Annotated in this window: 18 protein-coding genes; 9 read left to right on the forward strand and 9 right to left on the reverse strand. The window is 50.3% G+C overall.

What is annotated here, in order from left to right; translation table 11 throughout:
• Positions 1–4 precede the first annotated feature (4 nt).
• Positions 5–454 carry a globin domain-containing protein gene (locus FPE01S_RS07985; protein ID WP_052955599.1) on the reverse strand — a complete coding sequence of 150 codons (450 nt, stop codon included), beginning with the start codon at positions 452–454 and terminating at the stop codon, positions 5–7.
• A 241-nt stretch (positions 455–695) separates the two neighbouring features.
• On the opposite strand from FPE01S_RS07985, the gene FPE01S_RS07990 reads away from it, so the two are divergent.
• Positions 696–1139, forward strand: a complete 444-nt coding sequence (locus tag FPE01S_RS07990) for a hypothetical protein (RefSeq protein ID WP_046368216.1) — start codon at positions 696–698, stop codon at positions 1137–1139.
• Between the two features lie 31 nt (positions 1140–1170).
• Complete coding sequence (locus FPE01S_RS07995) at positions 1171–1923, forward strand: hypothetical protein (RefSeq protein ID WP_046368217.1); 753 nt, start codon at positions 1171–1173, stop codon at positions 1921–1923.
• Between the two features lie 548 nt (positions 1924–2471).
• On the opposite strand, the gene FPE01S_RS08000 is transcribed toward FPE01S_RS07995, so the two are convergent.
• Complete coding sequence (locus FPE01S_RS08000; RefSeq protein WP_052955600.1) at positions 2472–4076, reverse strand: M1 family metallopeptidase; 1605 nt, start codon at positions 4074–4076, stop codon at positions 2472–2474.
• Between the two features lie 115 nt (positions 4077–4191).
• Between FPE01S_RS08000 and FPE01S_RS08005 the strand changes: the two genes are divergently transcribed.
• From FPE01S_RS08005 to FPE01S_RS08020, 4 genes are all read left to right on the forward strand, one after another.
• Positions 4192–5802, forward strand: a complete 1611-nt coding sequence (locus FPE01S_RS08005) for an OmpA family protein (RefSeq protein WP_052955601.1) — start codon at positions 4192–4194, stop codon at positions 5800–5802.
• Positions 5803–5832: 30 nt separating this feature from the next.
• On the forward strand, positions 5833–6516 hold the full coding sequence (locus FPE01S_RS08010) for a DUF4412 domain-containing protein (protein WP_046368218.1): 684 nt from the start codon (positions 5833–5835) through the stop codon (positions 6514–6516).
• Between the two features lie 61 nt (positions 6517–6577).
• On the forward strand, positions 6578–7063 hold the full coding sequence (locus tag FPE01S_RS08015) for an RNA polymerase sigma factor (RefSeq protein ID WP_217998177.1): 486 nt from the start codon (positions 6578–6580) through the stop codon (positions 7061–7063).
• A complete protein-coding gene (locus FPE01S_RS08020) occupies positions 7050–7730 on the forward strand; it encodes a hypothetical protein (RefSeq protein WP_046368220.1) in 681 nt (226 codons plus the stop codon). The genes FPE01S_RS08015 and FPE01S_RS08020 overlap by 14 nt, the downstream gene beginning before the upstream one ends.
• Positions 7731–7788: 58 nt before the next feature.
• On the opposite strand, the gene FPE01S_RS08025 is transcribed toward FPE01S_RS08020, so the two are convergent.
• The 7 genes from FPE01S_RS08025 to FPE01S_RS08055 form a co-directional block, all read right to left on the reverse strand.
• On the reverse strand, positions 7789–9096 hold the full coding sequence (locus tag FPE01S_RS08025) for a RagB/SusD family nutrient uptake outer membrane protein (RefSeq protein WP_046368221.1): 1308 nt from the start codon (positions 9094–9096) through the stop codon (positions 7789–7791).
• Between the two features lie 19 nt (positions 9097–9115).
• Complete coding sequence (locus FPE01S_RS08030) at positions 9116–12064, reverse strand: SusC/RagA family TonB-linked outer membrane protein (RefSeq protein ID WP_046368222.1); 2949 nt, start codon at positions 12062–12064, stop codon at positions 9116–9118.
• A 25-nt stretch (positions 12065–12089) separates the two neighbouring features.
• A complete protein-coding gene (locus FPE01S_RS08035) occupies positions 12090–12641 on the reverse strand; it encodes a carboxymuconolactone decarboxylase family protein (protein ID WP_046368223.1) in 552 nt (183 codons plus the stop codon).
• A 17-nt stretch (positions 12642–12658) separates the two neighbouring features.
• Positions 12659–13204 (reverse strand): carboxymuconolactone decarboxylase family protein, encoded by a 546-nt coding sequence (locus FPE01S_RS08040; RefSeq protein WP_046368224.1) that lies wholly within the window; start codon positions 13202–13204, stop codon positions 12659–12661.
• Positions 13191–14438, reverse strand: a complete 1248-nt coding sequence (locus FPE01S_RS08045) for an MFS transporter (protein ID WP_046368225.1) — start codon at positions 14436–14438, stop codon at positions 13191–13193. The genes FPE01S_RS08040 and FPE01S_RS08045 overlap by 14 nt, the downstream gene beginning before the upstream one ends.
• A complete protein-coding gene (locus FPE01S_RS08050) occupies positions 14425–15000 on the reverse strand; it encodes a carboxymuconolactone decarboxylase family protein (RefSeq protein WP_046368226.1) in 576 nt (191 codons plus the stop codon). The genes FPE01S_RS08045 and FPE01S_RS08050 overlap by 14 nt, the downstream gene beginning before the upstream one ends.
• A 72-nt stretch (positions 15001–15072) precedes the next feature.
• Entirely contained in the window at positions 15073–15618 is a 546-nt protein-coding gene (locus FPE01S_RS08055; RefSeq protein ID WP_046368227.1) for a hypothetical protein, read from the reverse strand.
• A gap of 103 nt (positions 15619–15721) precedes the next feature.
• Between FPE01S_RS08055 and FPE01S_RS08060 the strand changes: the two genes are divergently transcribed.
• The 3 genes from FPE01S_RS08060 to FPE01S_RS08070 all read left to right on the forward strand — a co-directional run bounded on the left by FPE01S_RS08060 (position 15722) and on the right by FPE01S_RS08070 (position 21048).
• Positions 15722–16114, forward strand: a complete 393-nt coding sequence (locus FPE01S_RS08060; protein ID WP_046368228.1) for a hypothetical protein — start codon at positions 15722–15724, stop codon at positions 16112–16114.
• A 32-nt stretch (positions 16115–16146) separates the two neighbouring features.
• Positions 16147–18678: a Kelch repeat-containing protein gene (locus tag FPE01S_RS08065; RefSeq protein WP_046368229.1), complete on the forward strand. Its 2532-nt coding sequence runs from the start codon at positions 16147–16149 to the stop codon at positions 18676–18678.
• A gap of 129 nt (positions 18679–18807) precedes the next feature.
• Positions 18808–21048: a GH92 family glycosyl hydrolase gene (locus FPE01S_RS08070; RefSeq protein WP_046368230.1), complete on the forward strand. Its 2241-nt coding sequence runs from the start codon at positions 18808–18810 to the stop codon at positions 21046–21048.
• Positions 21049–21070 lie beyond the last annotated feature (22 nt).

A 21070-nucleotide genomic window follows, 5' to 3' on the forward strand; every position in this document is an offset into this window, starting at 1 on the left:
TTAATCAATTCCTTTCGCTGCCGGTATCCAGGTGAAAGGGCCAGATATAATTTCCCTGTCCCTGCATCATGGCTTCGAAGACGATGGTGAGAAAATCAATCCATGCCGCTTTTGTTGCGCCGGTCCATTTTTCACCGAGTTGTTGCTCAAGGGTTGCTATAAGAGATTCACCGACGATGGCGTAGTATTCCGGTTTCACTTTATACTGGTTGTGGCGCTGACCGAGCCGGTGTAGGTCGCCGCGCACATCCTCCAGGCGGTCGAGGTGGCTGATGATATGGGTGAACATCTGGGTAAGCTTGCAGGCCTGTTCTTTAATGTCAGTTTTGAAAAGGTGTTTTACAAGGGGTTCGGCAGTGAAGAGTTTGCGGTAAAAGGCTTCACCAAGGGTCTGGGAAACCGGTATCACGGTCACCCACGTTTGCTGTACTAATCGGATAGCTTCTTTTGTCATGATGCGTTGCTGTTCTCTTACGAAAGTAGGCAGCAGGGCGGGTCACAGGCAATTTTTCCGGACGAACCGGGGCAAAATCAAAATGAAGCGTTCTGCGATACGGAAATGCGGCTGAATCAGTAAAACCTACATTTCAATAAGTATTTACCCCTATACACCCTGAAGGGTTTGTATGGCGGTCTGCCGCGATGCAACTTTGTGGAGCAAATCAGAAATGCATTAACCATTAACCTTAATTTTTATGAAAAAGTTTCTCTTCATCGCTGCGCTGCTGATCAGTGGAATCTGCCTTGGCGCTGCTACCCGCCCTGTAAGCAGGGAAATCCTGGCATCTTTTAACACCGATTTCAAAGGCAACCAGAATGCGCAATGGACCTACCTTTCTGAAAGCGGCCTGTACCAGGTCAACTTCACGTACCAACAGGAAAACCTGAACGCCTTTTATGATGAAAGCGGACAAATGATCGCCATTATCCGCGAGATCGGGGAAGACCGCCTGCCGATGGCTGTGTTGTTTGAAGTAAAGCGGAAATATCCCGGAGACAGCATCACAAGGGTGCTTGAATCCACCCTCCAGGGCGAAACCAAATATTTCGTTACCGTTTCCAACGCCCAGGGCAGCATCCTGCTGCAGAGTACAGTAAGCGGTGACATCAGCATTTTCAAAAAATCAGGAAACAGGTAAACTGTAACCACCAAAACCTTCATCTACGTTTATGAATCAGTCATTAACAGGAGCAGCATACTCCTTCAGGAAACCTTTTGCCTTCAGCGCAATGATCACCTTCGCCCTCTATGTGTATTTCCGTTTGTTCTTCAGGGAGTTCGGGCTGAACCTTATCGAGGAAGTAGCCTATTTCGCCGGATTCAACCTGCTGGGCCTTTCCCTTCTCATGTTTTTCTTCATCCTTGCGGAATATGGCAGCAACAAGGTTTTCCGCCTGGAGATGAACCGCAGGGCAAAGAATTTCCGCCCGGGACGCAGCTGGCTGCCCCTCCTGCTGGCGATCATGGTTGCTTTTGGCTCTTGTAAACATAAAACCATCGCGGGCTTCAAAAAGGATGCAGGTACGGGTGTCTTCACCAAGTACGCCAACCTTGAACCTGAGGATGTATTGATCGTGATGAACGGGGAAGTGATCAATCACAACACCGTTCCGTTGGGTCAGGATTTCATTCTCATCAACAAAAATGTGCAGGGATTCGAAGTGCGTGACAATAAGATCTCTATTGGTTGTTCGCTGCAGATCAGGGACGAACAGGGAAAGCTGATCATGGATGAAGCCGACCTGTTCAAAGGCAAATCAGAGTTTGATCCTACAGATGCGGGATTGCTGAAATGCCATGTGAATACCGGTCAGCCGATGGAATGGCAGAAGCAGTACCGTGTGAGTGTGCGCTTCTGGGATAAATATGGCGACGGAAAGATCGAGAATGATTTTACCATCGACATACAGGACGAAGGATAGGTTTGGTCAGGTTTAATAGGTCAGAAGGCCGTCCCGGGAGGGGCGGCTTTTGATTGTTTGATTGTTTGGGAGTTTGGGAGTTTGGTTGTTTAGAAGTTGGCATCTCAGGTGCGGAAGAGAGATCAGGACTGAAGTTTGAAGTCTGGAGGTAACGCATAGGCGGGAGGTATCTATTTTCAAAATAGTGCAATTCATAAAACTGAGTGAAATGAGCCACCACATTGAGTCTCAGAAGCGTATGCGTATACTTGTTTAAATTCCTTTTTCCTAAAAGGGTAAATTGTCAAAAGGAAAAATATTAGCGTTTACGAGTTCCCGCGTTGGCACATAACACGCTTTTGCAAAAACCATATACAAGCGTTTCGTTTTGTGAAATGCAGTGTGGTGGCTCATTTCACTCAGTTTTATGAATTGCCCACATTCAAAAAAGTAAACGCCTCCTTCGCTATAACTTCGGAGGGCAAAGTCGGGCGGGAAAAGTCCAGAAAGCCATTGGCTTATCAGTGATTTTTTCCCGGACAACAACAACCCGGAACCTCAGACATTCCTTACTCATACGACACTGTCTTCAGATAAAAGCCCGTCCTGTCCACTTCAGGCAGCGTTGTGCTGCTCACCTCCACACCTTTGGCATCCAGGAGCATCGTCTTTGTGCCGGTGCTGGTGAGAATTTCCATCGGCAGGGCCTGCTCGAAATTGGTAAGGCTGACCTGGTATTTGTCATCGGACTTGCGTTTGACTGAGATGGCGAACTTATTGGTGGTACGCAGGTAAAAATCAAAAAAGGGCTTAAGAGTTTTACCGGAAGCCTGGCTGAACAGGGCTTCCACCTGGTCGGTGTTAACCATATTGTCGTAAGTATAGGCCGGATCAGTGGCAAGTTTTTTCAGGGTCGGAAAAAAGATGCTGTCGCCGATGAGATACCGTAGGCTATGCATGAAGAAAGCTCCCTTGCCATAGATATCGCCGGTATATGCGAGGTCCGAATCCACCACATCTCCCATCATCACCGGCTTGCCACTGAGGTGCCGCATTGTATTGCGCATGCGGGCCTGGTAAGCTGCCTCGCCATCCATATCCCGGATATATAATGCGTCACCATAGGAACAAATGCCTTCCTGGATCCACATATGCGCCCAGTCTGAATTGGTCACCTTATTGGCCCACCATTCGTGGCCGAATTCGTGGTTCAGCAGCCAGTCGAAATCGTATCCCCCCGCTTTTGTATACCGGAATTTGTTGCCGTAAGCTACCATGCTCTGGTGCTCCATACCCAGGTGCGGCGTTTCTACCAGGCCGATCTTTTCGTTTGCCCATGGATATTCGCCAAAATATTTTTCCAGCACATGACAGGTCCTTTCCATCATTTCCAGGAGGTGCGGTCCTTTTTCAGCATGCTCCCGCAATACATAAAACTCCATCGGGATCTGTTTTCCGGTTTCGCTCGTATAGGTTCGGGTAACCTTCGCGTAGTCGCCCACGTTGGGAATAATACAATAGTTGCTGATGGTATATTTCGTCCGCCAGTGCCAGGTAGTTTTATTGCCCTTTGACTTTGAACTGATCAGCAGCCCGGGTCCGGCGCCAACAAGTCCCTTCGGAACGGTGATCAGCAGATCAGCGCCTTCGTTGGGTTCATCACTGGGATGGTCTTTACAGGGAAAGAAGATCTTGCCGCCCTCGCCCTGGCATGTAACAGCGATCCAGGGGTGACCTGTAGAATCCTTTTCCCACTGGAATCCGCCTTTCCATGGCGCGCGGGGAGAAACATAAGGTTTGCCGCCATAATAGATACGCACTTTGGTTTTTCCTGCCGGCCAGTTTTGCTGAGCGGGTATTCGAATCATGTCGTCAGTATGGGTGTATGCTGTCTTTTTTCCATTGACCTGCACTTGTTTTACGGTCAGCACATTGGTCAGGTCGAAAAGCAAGGTTGGTGCAGCTTCTTTAAGGAGAAGGTCGATTTCTGTATAGCCATCAATTGCCTGGCTGTCGGGCATGATGTCGAGGGCCAGCGTATAATGCCGGATATCCATATTGGCCTGTTCGGGTTTGAGCGGGCCACCGGATTTGAGGTCCTGCGCGGAAACATTGACAGCCACCAGGAGGCAGAGGGACAGTATTACCGGTAGTTTTGCGATGAAATGACGCATGAAACGGGGTTTGTTGGTAAAAATGCAAGTTTATCTGACTTGGCCGGACTTTTTTTTACCACTCATGTAATGATCACCCCGGGAATGGCGTTTTAAGGGAGTAAAATCCAAACTGTTGAAAGCTTTTATATCCCTGATCCTGGCTACAGCCTCTGTGGTACCCGTTTTGGCGCAGCCTTTGAACGACTCGTTGCCGAAGCTGGTGCAGCAAAAGGACAATATCATTACCGCCAATACGATCATCAAGATCGAAAATATGGGTCCGAACATCAATTCCGAATTTGCGGAGTTGCGGCCCACGATTTCCCCTGATGGCACCCTGTTGTTTTTCGTGTGTGAGAATCATCCCTCCAATACCAAGTACAATTCAGTTCCCAATTCCCAGGATATCTGGTTTGCGGAAAAAGACACTGTAACCGGCAAATGGATGGAAGCGCATCACCTGCCCTATCCCCTGAATACAGTGCACTACAATGCGGTGTATTGGGTGTCGCCGGATAACCTGCGGATCCTGATCCGCGGGGCATTTTACAATGGCGCTTATAACGGGCGCGGGGTAAGTATGTGCACGCTCCAGGAAAACGGAAGGTTCAGCGAGCCGGAAGCATTGAGGATCAAAAATTATGAGAAGTATGATCGCGGGCGTCAAAGCGGCGCTACCATGGGCCAGGATGGGAAGACCCTGTTGCTGTATATGACACCGGAACAGGGCGGGGCTGCGAATGACATTTTCGTGTGTTTCCTGCAACCCGACAGAACCTGGTCTGAACCGAAATCACTTGGCAAGAAAATTAACCTGCCGGATTTTGATGAGATGACACCATACCTGAGTGCTGACGGAGTAACACTCTACTTCAGCAGTAACCGGCCCGGTGGCCTGGGTGACAACGATATTTACCGGACCCGCCGCCTTGATAACAGCTGGCAGAAATGGTCTGATCCGGTTAACCTCGGTGCGCCCATCAACACTGAGAACTGGGATGCCTTTTTTACTCTTGATGCCGGTGGTGAATATGCCTACCTGACCAATTCCGAGAATACTTTGGGAGAAAGTGACATCGTTCGCGTGCGGTTAATGGAACAGGAAAAGCCTGACCCGGTAGTAATGCTTACGGGTAATGTATATAACAAGAAGACCGGACTGCCGATCAGTGCCAACCTGGTATATGAAACACTGCCAGACGGCAATGTTGCAGGTAACGGACTGAGCAGTCCGTTCGACGGCGCCTTCAAGATGGTATTGCCCTACGACAAAAACTACAGCATCCGGGCAACTGCGGATCATTTCTTTGCCATTTCCGAAAACCTGAATCTTGACTCTCTGGTGAAACAGGGCTTTAAGGAAATTCACAAAGATCTCTACCTTGTACCGATCGAGATCGGTTCGGTCGTGCGCCTGAATAACGTCTTCTTTGATTTCGATAAATGGGCACTTCGTCCGGAAAGTTTCCTGGAGCTGGACCGGGTCGTGAAACTGCTGGAAGAAAATCCCACCATCGAGATCGAACTCAGCGCACATACAGACAGTCATGGTTCAGACGAATACAATTTCAAGCTTAGTGATAACCGGGCCAGGTCGGTCATGGAATATATTCTTAGCAAAGGAATTGCGAAGAGCCGCCTGACTTCACAGGGTTATGGTGAAGGCAAACCGATCGTTCCCAATGATACGGATGAGAACCGCCAGCTGAACCGCCGTGTTGAATTCAAAATCGTGAAGAATTGAGTACCTTACCGGACAGCTAATTCAGAAATCATGGTCAAATCATTGTTGTGCTGCCTGATCCTTGCCTGTACTGGCGGGCTGCTGCTTGCGCAGTCCAAAACCCCCGCTCCCGAATATATTTTCAAGCTTGGTGTTGCTTATGAAATGAAGTCCGGTGATGGCCGTACCAACCAGATGAATGTATGGTTTTCCAACAGCGACTATTCCGGCATAGGCACGGGAGAAATGAAGGGCATGACCATGGTCTATGACCTGGGCAGAAAAATTGCCGTCACTTTTATGGAGGCACAGAAGATGTACATGGTGATGGATCTTGACAAAATGAAGCAACAGGCAGAAGCAAAACAGAAAACGGAGACCCCGAAATCTGATCCTGCAAAAGATGTTAAGATTACAAAAACCGGCAAAACCGAAACCATTCTTGGTTATAAATGTGATCAGTACCAGGTAATTAATAAAACTACTACCATGCTGATCTGGGTTACTGCTGCCCTTGGCTCCGGGTACAGCAACTTCCTGCAAAGTCTGAGCTCCATGAAGGGTGGTTTTAACATCCCGGAGGCAAAAGGACTCGGTTCGGGGGTGGTGATGAAAATGGACGTTTCCGATACTGCAGAAAAAAGCAAACTGTCACTGCTGGCCACTTCGGTCAATAAAGACGGTATGGTCATAAAGACGGCGGGATACAAGGGCATGAATGTACCCGGCCAGTAATTTTTGGTGCGCCTGTAATTTTCTGTAATAATTTTCTCCCTGGTGCATCCAAAGAAAGCATTTGGACCAGCAATTCACGGCATTATATCAGCAACATAGTCCCGGCATATATAAAGTCTGCCTCGGGTACACCGGCGATATTTCCCTCGCGCAGGACCTGCTGCAGGAAACTTTCCTGTCGGCCTGGCGGCACCGCCACCAGTACCGGGGTGAAGCACAATGGAGCACCTGGATCTACCGGATTGCAGTAAACACCTGCCTGGGTCACCTGCGTAAAAAAAAGGACCGGGTCACTGACCCGGAAGTGCTGGCGGCACTGCCTATGATGGCGGAGAGTAATGAAAAAGAGCAACAGGTGCAGCTGCTCTACCGGTGTATCAGCCAGCTTCCTGAGGCGGACAGGCTGATCATTACCCTTGTGTTGGACGACAAGCCCTATGCAGAGATCGCAGGAATTACCGGTATTACGGAAAATAACCTCAGGGTCAGGATTCACCGGATAAAAAAACAGCTCACGGAAATATATAACCGATATGAACAGCTTTGACGACCTGAAAGAAATCTGGCAGTCATCGGATGAGCCAGGACTGATCCCGCTGCATGAAGGCATGCAGGAGCTGGCGCCACTGCCGGCGGAAACAACCTGGCCTGTTGTTCCGGTTCTGCCCAGGCGCGGGAAGTCCGCCTTTCCCTCGCGGAATAAGCTGGAACGGCAACTGAAGTTTGGAGCTGCTTCACTTTTCATAACCGGGTTATTCGTGTTCTGGCTGGGCTATTTTTCCGGGATACCGTTTCAAAGCAAGGTGACTTATGCAGGCGTCGTTGTTATCGGGCTGGTCTGCTGGGCACAATCGGTGCTATTATTGTTTACCTGGCTCCGGTTGCATGGCATTGATGAAACTGCCCTGCCTGCTGTGCACCTTCAACAGTGGGAAGCCTATTACCGCTTCCGCAGGAAACAGGCAGCCTGGAATGTACCCCTGTATTTTATCGCACTGAACCTTGGCATGGGATTATACTGTATTGAGATTTTTAGTGGCCGTAAGCCGTTGAACGTCGCGCTTTTCCTGCTCATTTATGGTGCCTGGATGATTATTGCCTATTTCGTGATCGGGAAGCGGAACCTGAGAAATGAAGATGCACGGCTAAAAAGCATCCTGGACAATGTGCGCGATCTCAAACAGCAGTTTGATAAAGAAGAAGTCCCGGTGTAGACACACCGGGACTAAAGTTAAAGGCTCTGATTAGTAGCTATATCGACAGAAGACCTTATCAGCCCTCAGTATTCGGCAACGGAAATTGAATCCAGATATCATCATCAGTGCGGTCTTTCGGCAGCTCGTTAGTGCGGTCATAACGGCGGAGATCGATCCAGCGGTGTCCTTCATAGAACAGCGAGTATCGACGCTGATACAACAGTTCGTTTAACAGTGCAGACTGTGTTACACCGCCAGCATAAGGCGTCATGTTGTGTTTTCCTCGGATCACATTAAGCGCAACGATGGCATCGGGCAAAGCATTCTGCTGAATTTTGCTTTCAGCATAGATCAGGATCAATTCTTCATTCCGGATCATCGGCAAAGAAGCAGTGCTTGAAGTATACACCCAAACATCGCGGTTGCTGCTCAGTCCCTGCAGGGAAGCTGTGCTGGTGCGGAGCGTGGCTTTGCTGATGCGATCATCTCCCGGAACAATGTCAGTTGCAAAGCTCGGGTGAGCAGGCCTGATCTCGCCATTCTGATTCTGCGGAATAAACATACCGTTCAGCTGGTCGCCTGATCCGGTGCTGTATTCATGCGTAACGCCCGTGTTGAGGTCTCCGTTGAGATCAAAGAAAGACTCATTGAGATTGCTGAGTGAAGCAGTATAGTTCTTCTGGTATAACGCTACCCTTGCTGCCAGTGCGCGGTTGAATTTGATGAGTCCGGCAGCATCATTGAATCCGCTGAAGCCGGAGCTGAGCGGAAACGACACGGTCGCGCCGGTAAGGTCGGTCTTACCTGCATCGAGCAGGCTGATGATCGCGGCCAGGCCATTGTCGTAGGATACGATCGGACCCAGATTATTGGGATCAGATACGTCCACGCGGATACCATTCTGATAGGTGAGGTTCAATGCCAGGAGCAATTGATACGCCCGGATGGTTTTGGCGAATCCTGAGTATCCTTTTTTCTGTTCAGCCGTGATCTGTGTACTCCGGTTAGCGGACGCTTCCAATACATCGCAGTTCTTGATCACGCGGTACCTGGCCGCCCAGGGGTTGGTCGTATAGAATGCATTATTGGTCAGCTGTGCTTCGTTGGCACCGAGCAGGTCGGTCACATAGCGTGGTTCTGAACCAGAGAAACGATATCCTTCCCGGCCAATGGTGGCAACATCATCGAGGTAGAGCGTGATTTCATTCCGCATGCCGGATTCCGTACCACTCACGAGATTGTTAAGCTGACTTTGTGTGGCGTCTTTGAGAAAGTCCTCCACTGTGGGACTATTCAGGTTGCCATATTCTTTTTTGCAGGCGCCCAGGAACATTACAGATCCCAGCAACAGCAAAGCTATTTTAAGGAGCATATTGTGTTTCATATCAAATGTCTTTGTTGAATTAGAAGTCGATGGAAATATGGAAAGTAGCGCGCTTGCTGGCGGGGTAAGGCAATACATCGATACCACTGGAGAAGCCGGTACCGAAGTTGGATACTTCAGGATCGTAGGCCTTGTAGTTGGTGATCGTGATGTAGTTGTTCAGTGAAGCGCCAACACGGAGACCCTTTACAAACTTGATCGAAGGGATAGTGCCGAAGTTGTAATACAACGCAATTTCACGCACCCGGAAATAGCTGGCATCTTTTACGAAAACTTCAGCTGTGGAACCTACCTGCATGATGCGGTAAACACCGTCAGGCAGACCCTTGTCGTTGGTAACATCATCATAGTCTGCACTGGTGCCACCGAAATCGTTCTGCATGGAAGTAAGGTTCACGTTTTCGCCACCTTTTTTCCAATGCAGGAGGAAACGCAGGCTGAGTTTGTTGAAGAAAGTCACCTCGTTGTAGCTGTTCATCTGGAAGTCAGGCTCTGCATCACCCAGCACGCCTACGCCCTGTCCATTCAGACCCACCAACTGTGTGGCAGATTTGCCTTCTTCGATCTGGTAAGTTCCGAGGACGTAACCGAAAGAACCCAAAGGCGTAGAAGGCACAGTCAGTTTCGTCACTTTGCTGCGGTTCAGCCAGAAATTGACGGAGGTATTCCAATTCACCTTGCGGTTGCTTACCGGTTTGGCATTGATGCCGATTTCCACACCCTGGTTCTGGAGGTCACCTGCGTTGGTCCACTGTGTGCTGAATCCAGAGGATGCGGGAAGGCCAGCCAGCATCAGGAAGTCGTAAATTTTCTTGTTGTAATATGTGGCGCTGAGTCCCAGTTTGCCACCCAGGAAGGCGATGTCAAATCCGGTTTCCAGCTCTGTCTGCTTTTCCGGTTTGATATCAGGATTACCGCGCTGGATATTGACCAGTGAACCGGGATAGCCCTGGATATTGGAAACTACCATGGAAGTGAACTTACTGCCATAAGCAGGGGTATTGTTGGCCTGGCCGTAAGCAGCACGCAATTTGAAATCTTCCACCACACCCTGTTTGATCACATTCAGGCGGGTGAGGTTAACGGAAAGCCCGGCTTTCGGGTAGGCATAGTATTTCGACGCGTCACCATTGTTGGAGGACTGGTCGAACCGGACTCCGCCGGTGACGGTGATCCCATCGCGGATCAATGCTTCTTCCTGGATAAAGAAACCGCTGTTCTGGAATTTGGTGCGGAACTGTGTGGCAGAAAGTGCACCGGCCTGGCTCACATTAGATTGGTCGGTAATTACCTGGGTAGCCACATTGAGCAGGTTGTTGTAGTCGCCTTTTTCCTGCGTGATCCCTGCAGATGTGGTGAGGTTGAGCTGCTCACCTGCGCGGAACTGGTTCACCAGCGACAGGATGAAGTTGGTATTGAGATTTTGGGTGTTGCCCTGCATGCTGGTTCCCTTATTCACTGTCTGGAACTGAAGCTCGGCGGGGAAGAGTGCATTGGTTTCGAGCTGGTAGAAGTCGAAGCCGCCCCTTCCAATAAAACGTGTTGTGCTGCGGTCAGATTTCTGCAGGGTGGCATCGAGGGTAAGACCCGTCAGAAAACGGTTTACAGACTCGTTGTTGCGCATCAGCGCTACTGTTTGCAGCGGGTTGGAAGCAGCAAAAGTGTTGTTGGGATACTTGCCGTTTTCGTCTGGATGCAGTTCTGCAAAGCCCGGAGTGGAGGACAGGGCGATACCCAGGGTCACACCGGCATTATCGTTGCCGGTGAGGGAACGGTCTGCTGAAGAATTGATGTAGTTCGTTGCGATGCCGATTTTGATATTGTCTGTCAGTTTGTGGTCGAGGTTGAGGCGCAGGCTGGTGTTGCGGTATCCGGTACGTTTCACGATGCCATCCTCTGCTTTCTGGGAGGCTGAAAAGAAGAAGCCGGTCTTTTCACTGCCGCCGTTGAGGCTGAGGGTAGTGTTGCGCGCGAAGCCCTTGTTGCCGTAAACTTCTTTTTCATAATCATAGATCTTTCCGGCGGCTTCTGCAGCAATGAATTGCTGGCGGAGTGCTTCGCTGGTAGCAGGGTCAGAAGAAAGGCTGGCTGCTTTGTCGGCATCGAATTTTCTTACGCCGAGCAGCTTCCGGGCTGAGATCACCCCCAGATCCTGGGAGATATTGACCCTGGTGCGTCCCTGCTTGCCACGTTTGGTGGTGATGATGATCACCCCGCCGGCGGCTTTTGATCCGTAAATGGCAGCTGCGGAAGCGCCTTTCAGGATCTCGACGTTTTCGATGTCTTCGGCACGGATATCGGCGATCCGGCTGGAGGGGTTATCCTGGGTGGACGTAGCGCCGGTGGAAGCGGCACCGGTAACGGTGTTGATCCCTGCACTGGTTGCGGTGTTGTCTACGAAAACGCCATCCACTACATAAAGCGGTTGTGTATTACCGTAAACAGAAGTAACGCCACGGAGTTTTACAGAAAGGCCGCCACCGGGGGCGCCGGTATTGGCATTGATATAGGCACCGGGAATCTTTCCATTAAGGGCAGCATCAAAGGTCTGGGCGGGCGCCACACCATTGAGTTCATTACTGGAAATGGAAACCACCGCGTTGGCAAGGTTGCGGCGCTTCAGGCTGGTGGCAAGACCGGTAACGACCACTTCGTCCAGCTTCGCAACATCTTCCACGAGGGTGACCTGGCTGCCGCTGGCCAGTTTTGCTGCCGGAATAACCTGGTTGCGGAAGCCCGTGTAACTGATGACCAGGTTGCTGTTCTCCGGAACTTCCAGGCTGAACTGTCCGGCCGCATCCGTCATAGTTCCGCGGTTTGTTTTTTCAACAGTCACCGTGGCATTGGGAATCGGGTTTCCTTTATTGTCAGTAACCTTGCCCGAGATGGTTTTTTGCTGGGCAAGAAGCGAGGGTACCCACAGCCAGCTGAACAACAGGGCTGCAAGGTAGGGGAGCAATTTTTTCATTTGAAGCTTTTGGTTTTGGTGTCAATCATTTGTATAAATCAAAATTGAGGTAGCCTTCGGCAGCCCTGCGGGGACCGCGATCTACATAGATCTGCCGGTCGCGCGGCGCTTCTGTTGCGAGGCCATCCACGTAGCGGTTGAACATGCAGAATGCGGCGGCGATAAGTACAGTGTCATGTATTTCCTTGTCGGTTGCTCCGTTGGCTTTGGCAGCATCCACCTGTTCAGTAGTTACATATTTACCGCCTTTCTGTACGCTGCCGGCGATCTCCAGCAATGCTTTCAGTTTATCGCTGAGGGGCATGGACCGGAAATCAGCTTTTACCTGGTCGATAAAATTGATGTCGCATTGCAGGTAATGCTGTGCAATACCGCCGTGCGCATTCTGGCAGAAAAAGCAATCATTCAGTGCGGAAACATAAGTTCCGATCAGTTCGCGGTCACCGCGTGAAAGGGAGTTGTTGTCGTCGCGCAGCAGGATCTCTGCCAGCTCATTGAGTGGCTTGGCGGTTTCGGGGCTGAACGCCATTGGACCGCGTATACCGGGAAGTCCCTCCGGAAGTTTGATGTGTGGCATATTGCAGGTTGGTTTTTTCAGGGCTTTTTGGGTGGATTGTAACCGTGTTCCGCCAGACGTTTACCCATGGCGGCGTAGGTTTCGGGATCGGTAGGGGTAAGCGTGGCGAGGCCGTCAACATACCGGTTGAACATGCTGAAGGTTGCGGCGATCAGCACGGTGTCATGGATAGCGCGGTCATCCGCACCTGCGGCTCTTGCTTTTTCAACATCAACGGGCAATACCTGTTTGCCGAGGATCTGCACTTTCCCGGCAATGTTCAGGAGCGCATCCAGTTTTTCACTGATGGGTGCATGTGAAACATCTTCCAGAACTGCATCAACCGTTCCGGCTTCGTCCCCGAACAGGCATCGTGCAGCCGCAGCATGACTGCTCATGCAAAAGACACAATTGTTACGGGAGGAAACATAGGCGGCGATCAGTTCGCGTTCTGCCGGTGACAGTGTTGAGGGGCCACGAAGCAGCACTTCAGCAAGTGCATAGAGGGGGCCGGCAGTTTCAGGCCGGAACAAAGCGAGGCTGCGGATACCGGGCACGCCGGCTTCCAGTTCAATATGTGCCATTTTCAGCAGGTTTTGGTGTGGTGAATAGAAGTGTAAAGAGACCGATGAGAAATACCATGGAAAAAACGAAAAGTGAATTGCCATAACCGCCCAGTTCGGTAACGAGTACGCCAACGAAAAGCACGGCTGTGGCGGTCACCAGGCGGCCTGCATTAAAACAGAAGCCTGTGGCGGTGCCCCTGATGGCAACAGGAAACAATTGCGGAATATAAACAGAAAGAACACCCTGGCTGGCACCGAAAAAGAGTGCAATCACCAGGATCTCAGCATAGATCACAGCGCTGAAAACAGTATTGGTCTTGAACAGTATAAATGAAAGAATGGTGCAGGCGGTGAAACAAAGCACCATCGATTTGCGTACACCGATACCATTCATGAGCCAGCCCGACAAAAATCCGCCAGCCAGTCCACCTATGCCCAGCATCATCATGCTGATACCTCTTTCCTGCTGGCCATCGCCTTCAGTAATCAAAGTCTGGATCCAGGTAGGGATCCAGGAGAATATTGCCCACAGACCGATCAGCATCGAACCAAAAATTACTGAGCCGGACAGCAGGTCGCGACCATGGTTACCCGAAAAGATACTTTCGCTGGCCGAAATGTCTCCGGGGCCTCCTGAAACAGCTGGTTTTGACCTGTTTTCCAGCCAGGAACGGGATTCCCTGAGCAGTTTTACGGAAACCAGTGACAGCACAAGGGGGAGGTAACCTACATTGAATCCTTCCCGCCAGGAATGGAAGATATATTGGGTTACGCCGGCTGAAAAGATGCCGATGGGAATGGAGATGGAAAGGATCCCAAGGAAGATCGCCCTCGATTTTGCAGGCCATTCTTCCATAATAATTGTCGTGGTGGTGACGAGAACTGCGCCCAGGCCAAATCCGCTGAAAAAGCGGCAGATCAGCACGCCTGTCCAGTATTGCATGTGGCCGGTAGCGATCGTGAAAATGGCGTAACTCGCAATGGAAATGATCACTGCAGGTTTGCGGCCGAAGCGGTCGCTGATCCAGCCGCAGGCAAAACCGCCGAAAGCACCGCCGAAAATAAAGATGGCACTGATGTAGGCACTGATGCGGTTGAGCGCAGCATCATCCTGGGTTCCTAACAGGTCTCTGACGGCAACCGGCAGGTAAACGGACATAAGGGTTGATATGGTTCCTGCGAATGCAGTGCCGAGAAAACAGATGGTAAACAGCACCCAGTGATAAGGGGTGATGCGGTCATTGTTGCTCATGTTGCTTTTTTAGATGGTCATAGCCCTGGGGCAGGCGATTGTAGCCATTGTCTTTCAGGCGTTGCCCCAGTGACTGGTAAAAATTCGGATCCTGGGGAGTAACGGTGGCGAGTCCGTCAACATAGCGGTTGTACAGGCAAAACAATGCGGCGATCAGCACCGTATCATGGATCTCAGTATCAGAGGCACCGGCAACCTTTGCCGCCAGCACAGCGTCATCCGTTACTGATTTGCCGGACTCCTGAACCATTGAAGCAATCGTAAGCAGAGCCTTCATTTTTGCGCTCACGGGAGCAGTGGTGATATCCTGTTTGATCCGCGTTGTGGTATTGGATTCACCCAGCAGGATATCTGCTGCTGCTGTGTGGGCAGTGGCGCAAAAGTGGCACAGGTTGCGGTGGGACACGATGGTGGCGATCAGCTCTCGTTCACCCTCAGTTAATGTGTTAGGGCCGCGGAGGAGGAACTGTGTAAGTTCCCGGATAGGCTCCGCAGTGTCTTTACGGTACTCGAGCAGGCCGGTAATGCCCGGCAGGTGCTCTTCCAGTGGAATGTATGGCATAGATGGATTTGTGAACAGCATAGTATGGCAACGCAAGCTTAGCCGCCAGTTGCCGGAATGTAAAAGTGCTTATCAGCCTACCGCTGGGGGGTGAAGCAGTTGCAGGCTATAGCCATTACAGGGAAGTTCTGACAGCAATGCGAAATGCAGCTGATCAGGTAGTATAACCGGTTGCGTTACCTGGAGGGAGTGGCTTTCATTGTACTCAAATCCGAAACCGCCTTTTTTGGAGGTGTCATGTTGTTTTTTGCCGGCAGGCAGATCATTGGCAGTATTGACGAAACGGGTTTTATCTTTTACCAATCTTGATTTCTGCGCATTGGGCTTGCACTTCAGGTATAACGTATCGTTGGAGATGCGTTTTTTTACGTAACTGTAATGAATGTCGTTGATGACAATTTCTCCTTCTACCGTTTCGAATTCGGGTTGATCCGTATAATAAGGAAGGTTAAGCGCCACTTTTAGTTCGGTAAGGTCCGATTCGTCGAACAGCTGGTTGTCTCTCGCCTGGGCAAAATGCCAATCGGCCTTTTCTATCAGGTAATTAAATACCAGATTATATCCCACCAGGTTAAACAGGAAGGCAGTTAGCAGGAATATGGCGAAAACACGTTTCAACCTGTTAAATATAGGGGAATTTCCAATTCCGGGAATAGGATGACCGGTAACCGGCCTGATGCAACCTTTTTTCTTTTCAGGAGGTCAACCCGAAAAAGGCTTTATGAAATATATGGTTGGCAATATAGCGGGTAGCAGATGGCTGATCCTGCTGGTGGCATGCCTTTCATTCGCCCTGGCTTCCTGCAAAAAAGATGAAGCAGCACCGGCTGCCGATGTAAATGGGGCATATATAGAACTGTCACCCATTCCAGGCCGGATGATCATCAACTTTACCGGTGAAAACCAGATGAGCATCCAGGCCGCCGGCAGTGACCATGCCGATGTCTTTTATTATGAGATCACCGGAGACTCGATCCGGCTTACACCGGTATCAGATCAATACGGAATTACAGTAGTGTATTTTAAATGGCTGACGGATGTGAAATTCGAGATTGGCAACCTCCTTCCTTCGATACCGGAACTCCCTGCGGTAAATATGGTTTTCAGCAAATAGGTTCCTATTTTAGCGGTTGTCTTTTCCGCCGTATGATAAGATACCTGCTTAGTCTCTCCCTTTTGCTGCTGTCTGCTGCTTACCTGAATGCCCAATCATACGGACTGGCGTTCAACAGTCATGCTGTGGTACAGGAGAACCGTACGGCACTTGATCTTTCTCCCAATGACTCCCTGTGTTTCGGATCTGTTATGCAAATGGATTTCGACCTCAATTTCCTTTCGGGCCAGCAGATCTATTTCGGGTATATCGTCCGGTTGGTGAACAGCAATCAGAACATCGACCTGGTCTGTACGCAGAATACGTTTAAAGTGGTGGTTGGCCAGCAGCTGACCAGTATCGTATTTAGTCTTGATTCAGCGGCACTGTTCAAGAACTGGAGTCACTTCAGTTTTACCGTTGATGCAGGGAAGCAAACCATCTCACTGAAGGTGAACGGAGAGGACAGGGGCAGTCAACAGGTTGCTATTAAAGGCAATTGCTATAAGATCCTGTGGGGCGCCAATGACCATTACCGGTTCAATACCCGTGACCTTCCGCCCATGCAGGTAAAGGATATCCGCCTGCTGGACGAAGGAAAGGAAAAATATTTCTGGAGCCTGGCAGATACCAGCGGTGTGAGCAGTACAGATCGCTGGGGAAACAGGGTGGCAGCGGTTAAGCATCCGGTGTGGATCAAACCCAGACACCAGTACTGGGAAGAATGGGGAAGTTTTGTAGTGGGCGGAAATGCCGCCATTGCCTATAATGTTCAGGCTGACCGGTTGTATATCGCCGGTAGTGATTCCCTGGGAGTGGTCAATCCTGCTATACGCAACAATGTGGAGTGGTTGGTGTCCGGTCATCCGAATTTCCAGCTGGGCAACCAGGCGGTATTCGATCCCCTCACTAATAGGATCTATGATTTCTCCGTCGACCAGCGCCGGGTAATTTCTCTCGACCCGGCTGATCATTCCTGGTCGGGGGCGATGCATGATTCAATTCTGACCGAATTCTGGCACGCGAACAAATTCGTATCACCCATTGACACCGCTTTATATATGGTAGGCGGTTACGGCCAGCTCAAATACAAGAACTCCATATACCGATACGGACTGACCGATCACCGATGGGAAAAGGTTGCCGTATCAGGTGATGCATTCACACCCAGGTACCTGGCTGCACTGGGAACAAACCCGACTGGCGATACAGCATTTATCCTTGGCGGCTATGGAAGTCCCACAGGAGACCAGATGCTGAACCCGGGTAATTATTACGATATGTTTGCATACGATGTACGGCAGCGGAAGTTCAGAAAGCTTTTTGCAATTGACAGCGCCAACCCCCATCATGTTTTTGCAAACAGCCTGGTAATGGACCCGGATAACAAAAGTTACTACGCACTGATATTCGAAAATGGCAGCTTTGATACGCATTTGCAGCTGGTAAAAGGGGGGTTGGATGGCAGTGCACTGGTTCACCTGGGCAACCCGATTCCTTATGCATTTTATGATATCCAGTCGTTTGCCGACCTGTATTTCTCTCCCCGGAGCAGCAAACTGATCGCTGTTACGCTGTTTTCTTCTCCTGAAACGGAAAAAAACAAAACCACGCGGGTCCGGATCTATACCATCGATTTTCCCGCGGAAGCCATCATGGCTGGTGCAAAGGGAGTGGATGGAAGTACGGGGAAAGAGAAGTTCTGGTGGGTGGCTGGCGCCCTGGTACTCGCAGCACTTTTTGGATTATGGTGGAGGGAACGGGCCCGGCAGCAACAGAAAGTAGCGGTAATGCCTGGACAGCGCGAAGAAATCAAACATGAAGAAACACGGGTAGCCGAAATGGTGGCGCCAGCAGACCCGGCGAGTAGAGTTCAGCTGTTCGGTCAGTTCCTGGTAACCGACAGTGAAGGTAATGATATCACCAAGTCGTTTACCCCGTTATTAAAGGAACTGTTCCTGCTGATCCTGATCTATACTTACCGGAATGGCAAGGGAATATCTGCTGACGCGTTGACGGAAATGCTCTGGCACGACAAATCTCAGAAGGACGCCAAAAACAACCGCTCGGTGAACCTGGCCAAGCTGAAGACCGTTCTGGAAAAAACCGGACATGGCATTTTCAACCGGGAAGGGGGATACTGGCAGTTTGTTGCCGGAACAGCAGGCAATGTGGATTATCAGCAATTCACCCGGCTGCAGAAGGAAAATCAGGTTATAGATAATAGTTATATGAGCCGGTTGCTTTCCATTGCAGAACACGGACCTTTTTTACAGCAGACGGAGTACAACTGGCTGGACGATATAAAATCTGACGTGTCCAACCAGGTGATTGATGACAGCCTCCGTTATATCCGCCAGGTTAACCTGGCCGAGGAAGCTGAGCCGGTAATTGAGATTTGCAACTGTATTTTTCAGTTTGACCGATTGAACGAAGATGCCCTTGAGTACAAATGCAAGGGCCTGATCCAGCTGAAGCGTCATGCTTTGGCCAATACGACCTACGTTAAATTCACCAAAGAGTACAAGGAGATCTATGGTGAGGATTTTGCCAAAAGCTTCAATGAAGTAGTCAGGAACGCCTGATTTTTCCTTTTTTCCTGTTTTTTTTCAAAAAAATCGATATTAATACGGCCATTAAGGGGTTTGTTAGGGGGTTTGTTAAGGCTTCAAGGGTTTATTGCAGTGTTATTTTTCGTAAACCTTTGCTTGCGTATGAGAAGACAATTGACCTTTGTCGGGTTCCTGGTAGCGATTGCCTTTCCGGCCCTTTCACAGAAATCCGTTCCTGCCTCCAACCTTGAATGGGTTGACCCCGTCATCGGAAATGTGGGGCAACTCCTGGAGCCTACACTTCCTGTGGTTCATCTGCCGAACCAGATGATCCGGGTGAGTCCCCAACGTAAAGATTACCTGGACCAGTATATCAGTAGTTTTCCCCTGAACATTGTTTCCCATCGCCTTGGCCAGGTATTTTCACTGAAACCGGCTGTTGGTGATATTACTGCAGCATCCTGGGACAACCGGATGCGGTTTGACCATGATCTTGAGGAGCGGCATCCCTGGTGGTATTCCACCTGGCTGCTGGATGATGAAGTAGGGGTTGAGTTCGCGCCTGGCGAAAAAACCGGTGTTTACCGGTTCAGCTTTCCGGAAGGCGCGTCAAAAAGCCTGTTGTTTTCCACCTATAATGATGGACCAGCCAGTTTTCAGTTTACGGAAGGCAGGGTCTTCCGGGGAATGGAGACGTATCATGGAGACATCGCTGTTTATACCTATGGAGAATTCAGTGTAGCCGGCAAACCCGGTGTGCTGAAGGGGGGGCAGGTAAGTGAGTCGGATGCCATAACGGGGCAATCCCCACGCGCGCTGATCCGCTTCGAACCCGCCATCAAAAAGGTAGAATTCCGGTATGCGATCAGTTATATCAGTGCAGAACAGGCCAAAAGGAACTTTGATAAGGGGGTACGTGCAAAATCTTTTACGGATGTGCAGGCCCATGCAAAAAGGGAATGGGCCACCCGGCTGGATCAGATCCAGGTAGAAGGGGGAACCCCTGCCCAGAAGCGGGCTTTCTTTACCGCGCTCTACCGTACCATGGAAAGAATGGTGAACATCACCGAAGACGGCCAGTATTACAGCGGCTTTGATAAAAAGATCCATCAGGACAATCGCCCTTTTTATGTGGATGACTGGACCTGGGACACCTACCTGGCCCATCACCCCCTGAGGATGATCCTGGATCCTGCCCAGGAGTCGGACATGCTGCAATCCTTTGTGCGCATGTATGAGCAGGGCGGTTGGATGCCAACATTCCCGGTTCTCTTTGGAGACCATGCCTGCATGAATGGCTTCCATTCCTCCATCGTTTTCCTGGATGCATACAGGAAAGGTTTGAAGGAGGTGGATTTTGCCAAAGCCTATGAAGGCATGCGGAAAAATGCCACCGATGCTACGATGATTCCATGGGTAAATGGTCCCAAAACTTCACTGGACGATTATTATCAGACCAATGGCTATTTTCCGGCGCTTGCGCCAGGCGAAAAGGAAACTGTCCCCGCTGTGCATCATTTTGAGCGCCGCCAGGCCGTTGCTGTTACCCTTGGGCACAGTTATGACGACTGGGCGGTTGCCGAAATGGCCAGGGAACTGTCAAAAGCAGATGACTGGAAAAAATTTGAACCCCGTTCCCGCAACTACAAGAACCTGTGGCAGGAAAAGAACCAGTTTTTTATGCCCCGGAATGATAAAGGTGAGTGGATTGGCATCGATCCATTGTTTGACGGCGGAAAAGGTGGCCGCGATTACTATGATGAAAACAATGGCTACACCTATCTCTGGCAGGTGCAGCAGGACATTCCCGGGCTCATCAACCTTATGGGCGGCAGGAAAGCCTTTGAAAAGCGGCTCGACCAGTTATTTTCTACCGGGCTGGGCCGTTCGAAGTATGAGTTCTGGAATGAGTTTCCGGATGCCACCGGACTGGTGGGTCAGTATTCTATGGGTAATGAGCCCAGTTTTCATATTCCGTACCTGTACAACTTCACTGAGGCGCCATGGAAGACACAGCAAAAAGTACGTTTCCTGCTGGATGTTTGGTTCAAGGATAATATTTTCGGTATTCCGGGAGACGAAGATGGCGGTGGCATGACGGCATTTGTGGTGTTCTCCAGCATGGGTTTTTATCCCATTACTCCGGGGTTACCCCTTTACACCATCGGCAGCCCATTGTTCAGCAAGGTCAGCATCCGCTTACCTAACGGGAAGAGCTTTATCCTCAATGCAAAAAACTGTTCAGTTAAGAACAAGTATATCCAATCGGCAACGATCAACGGCAAACCACTTGACGGGCCATGGTTCACGCATGAGCAACTCATGCAGGGCGGCAGGGTTGACCTGCAGATGGGACCATACCCGAACAAGAAATGGGGTACCGCGGGACGTGCCGGTTTCTAACGATTTAATTAACCAAAATACC

Source organism: Flavihumibacter petaseus NBRC 106054 (genome assembly GCF_000974785.1).
Taxonomy (GTDB): Bacteria; Bacteroidota; Bacteroidia; order Chitinophagales; family Chitinophagaceae; genus Flavihumibacter; species Flavihumibacter petaseus.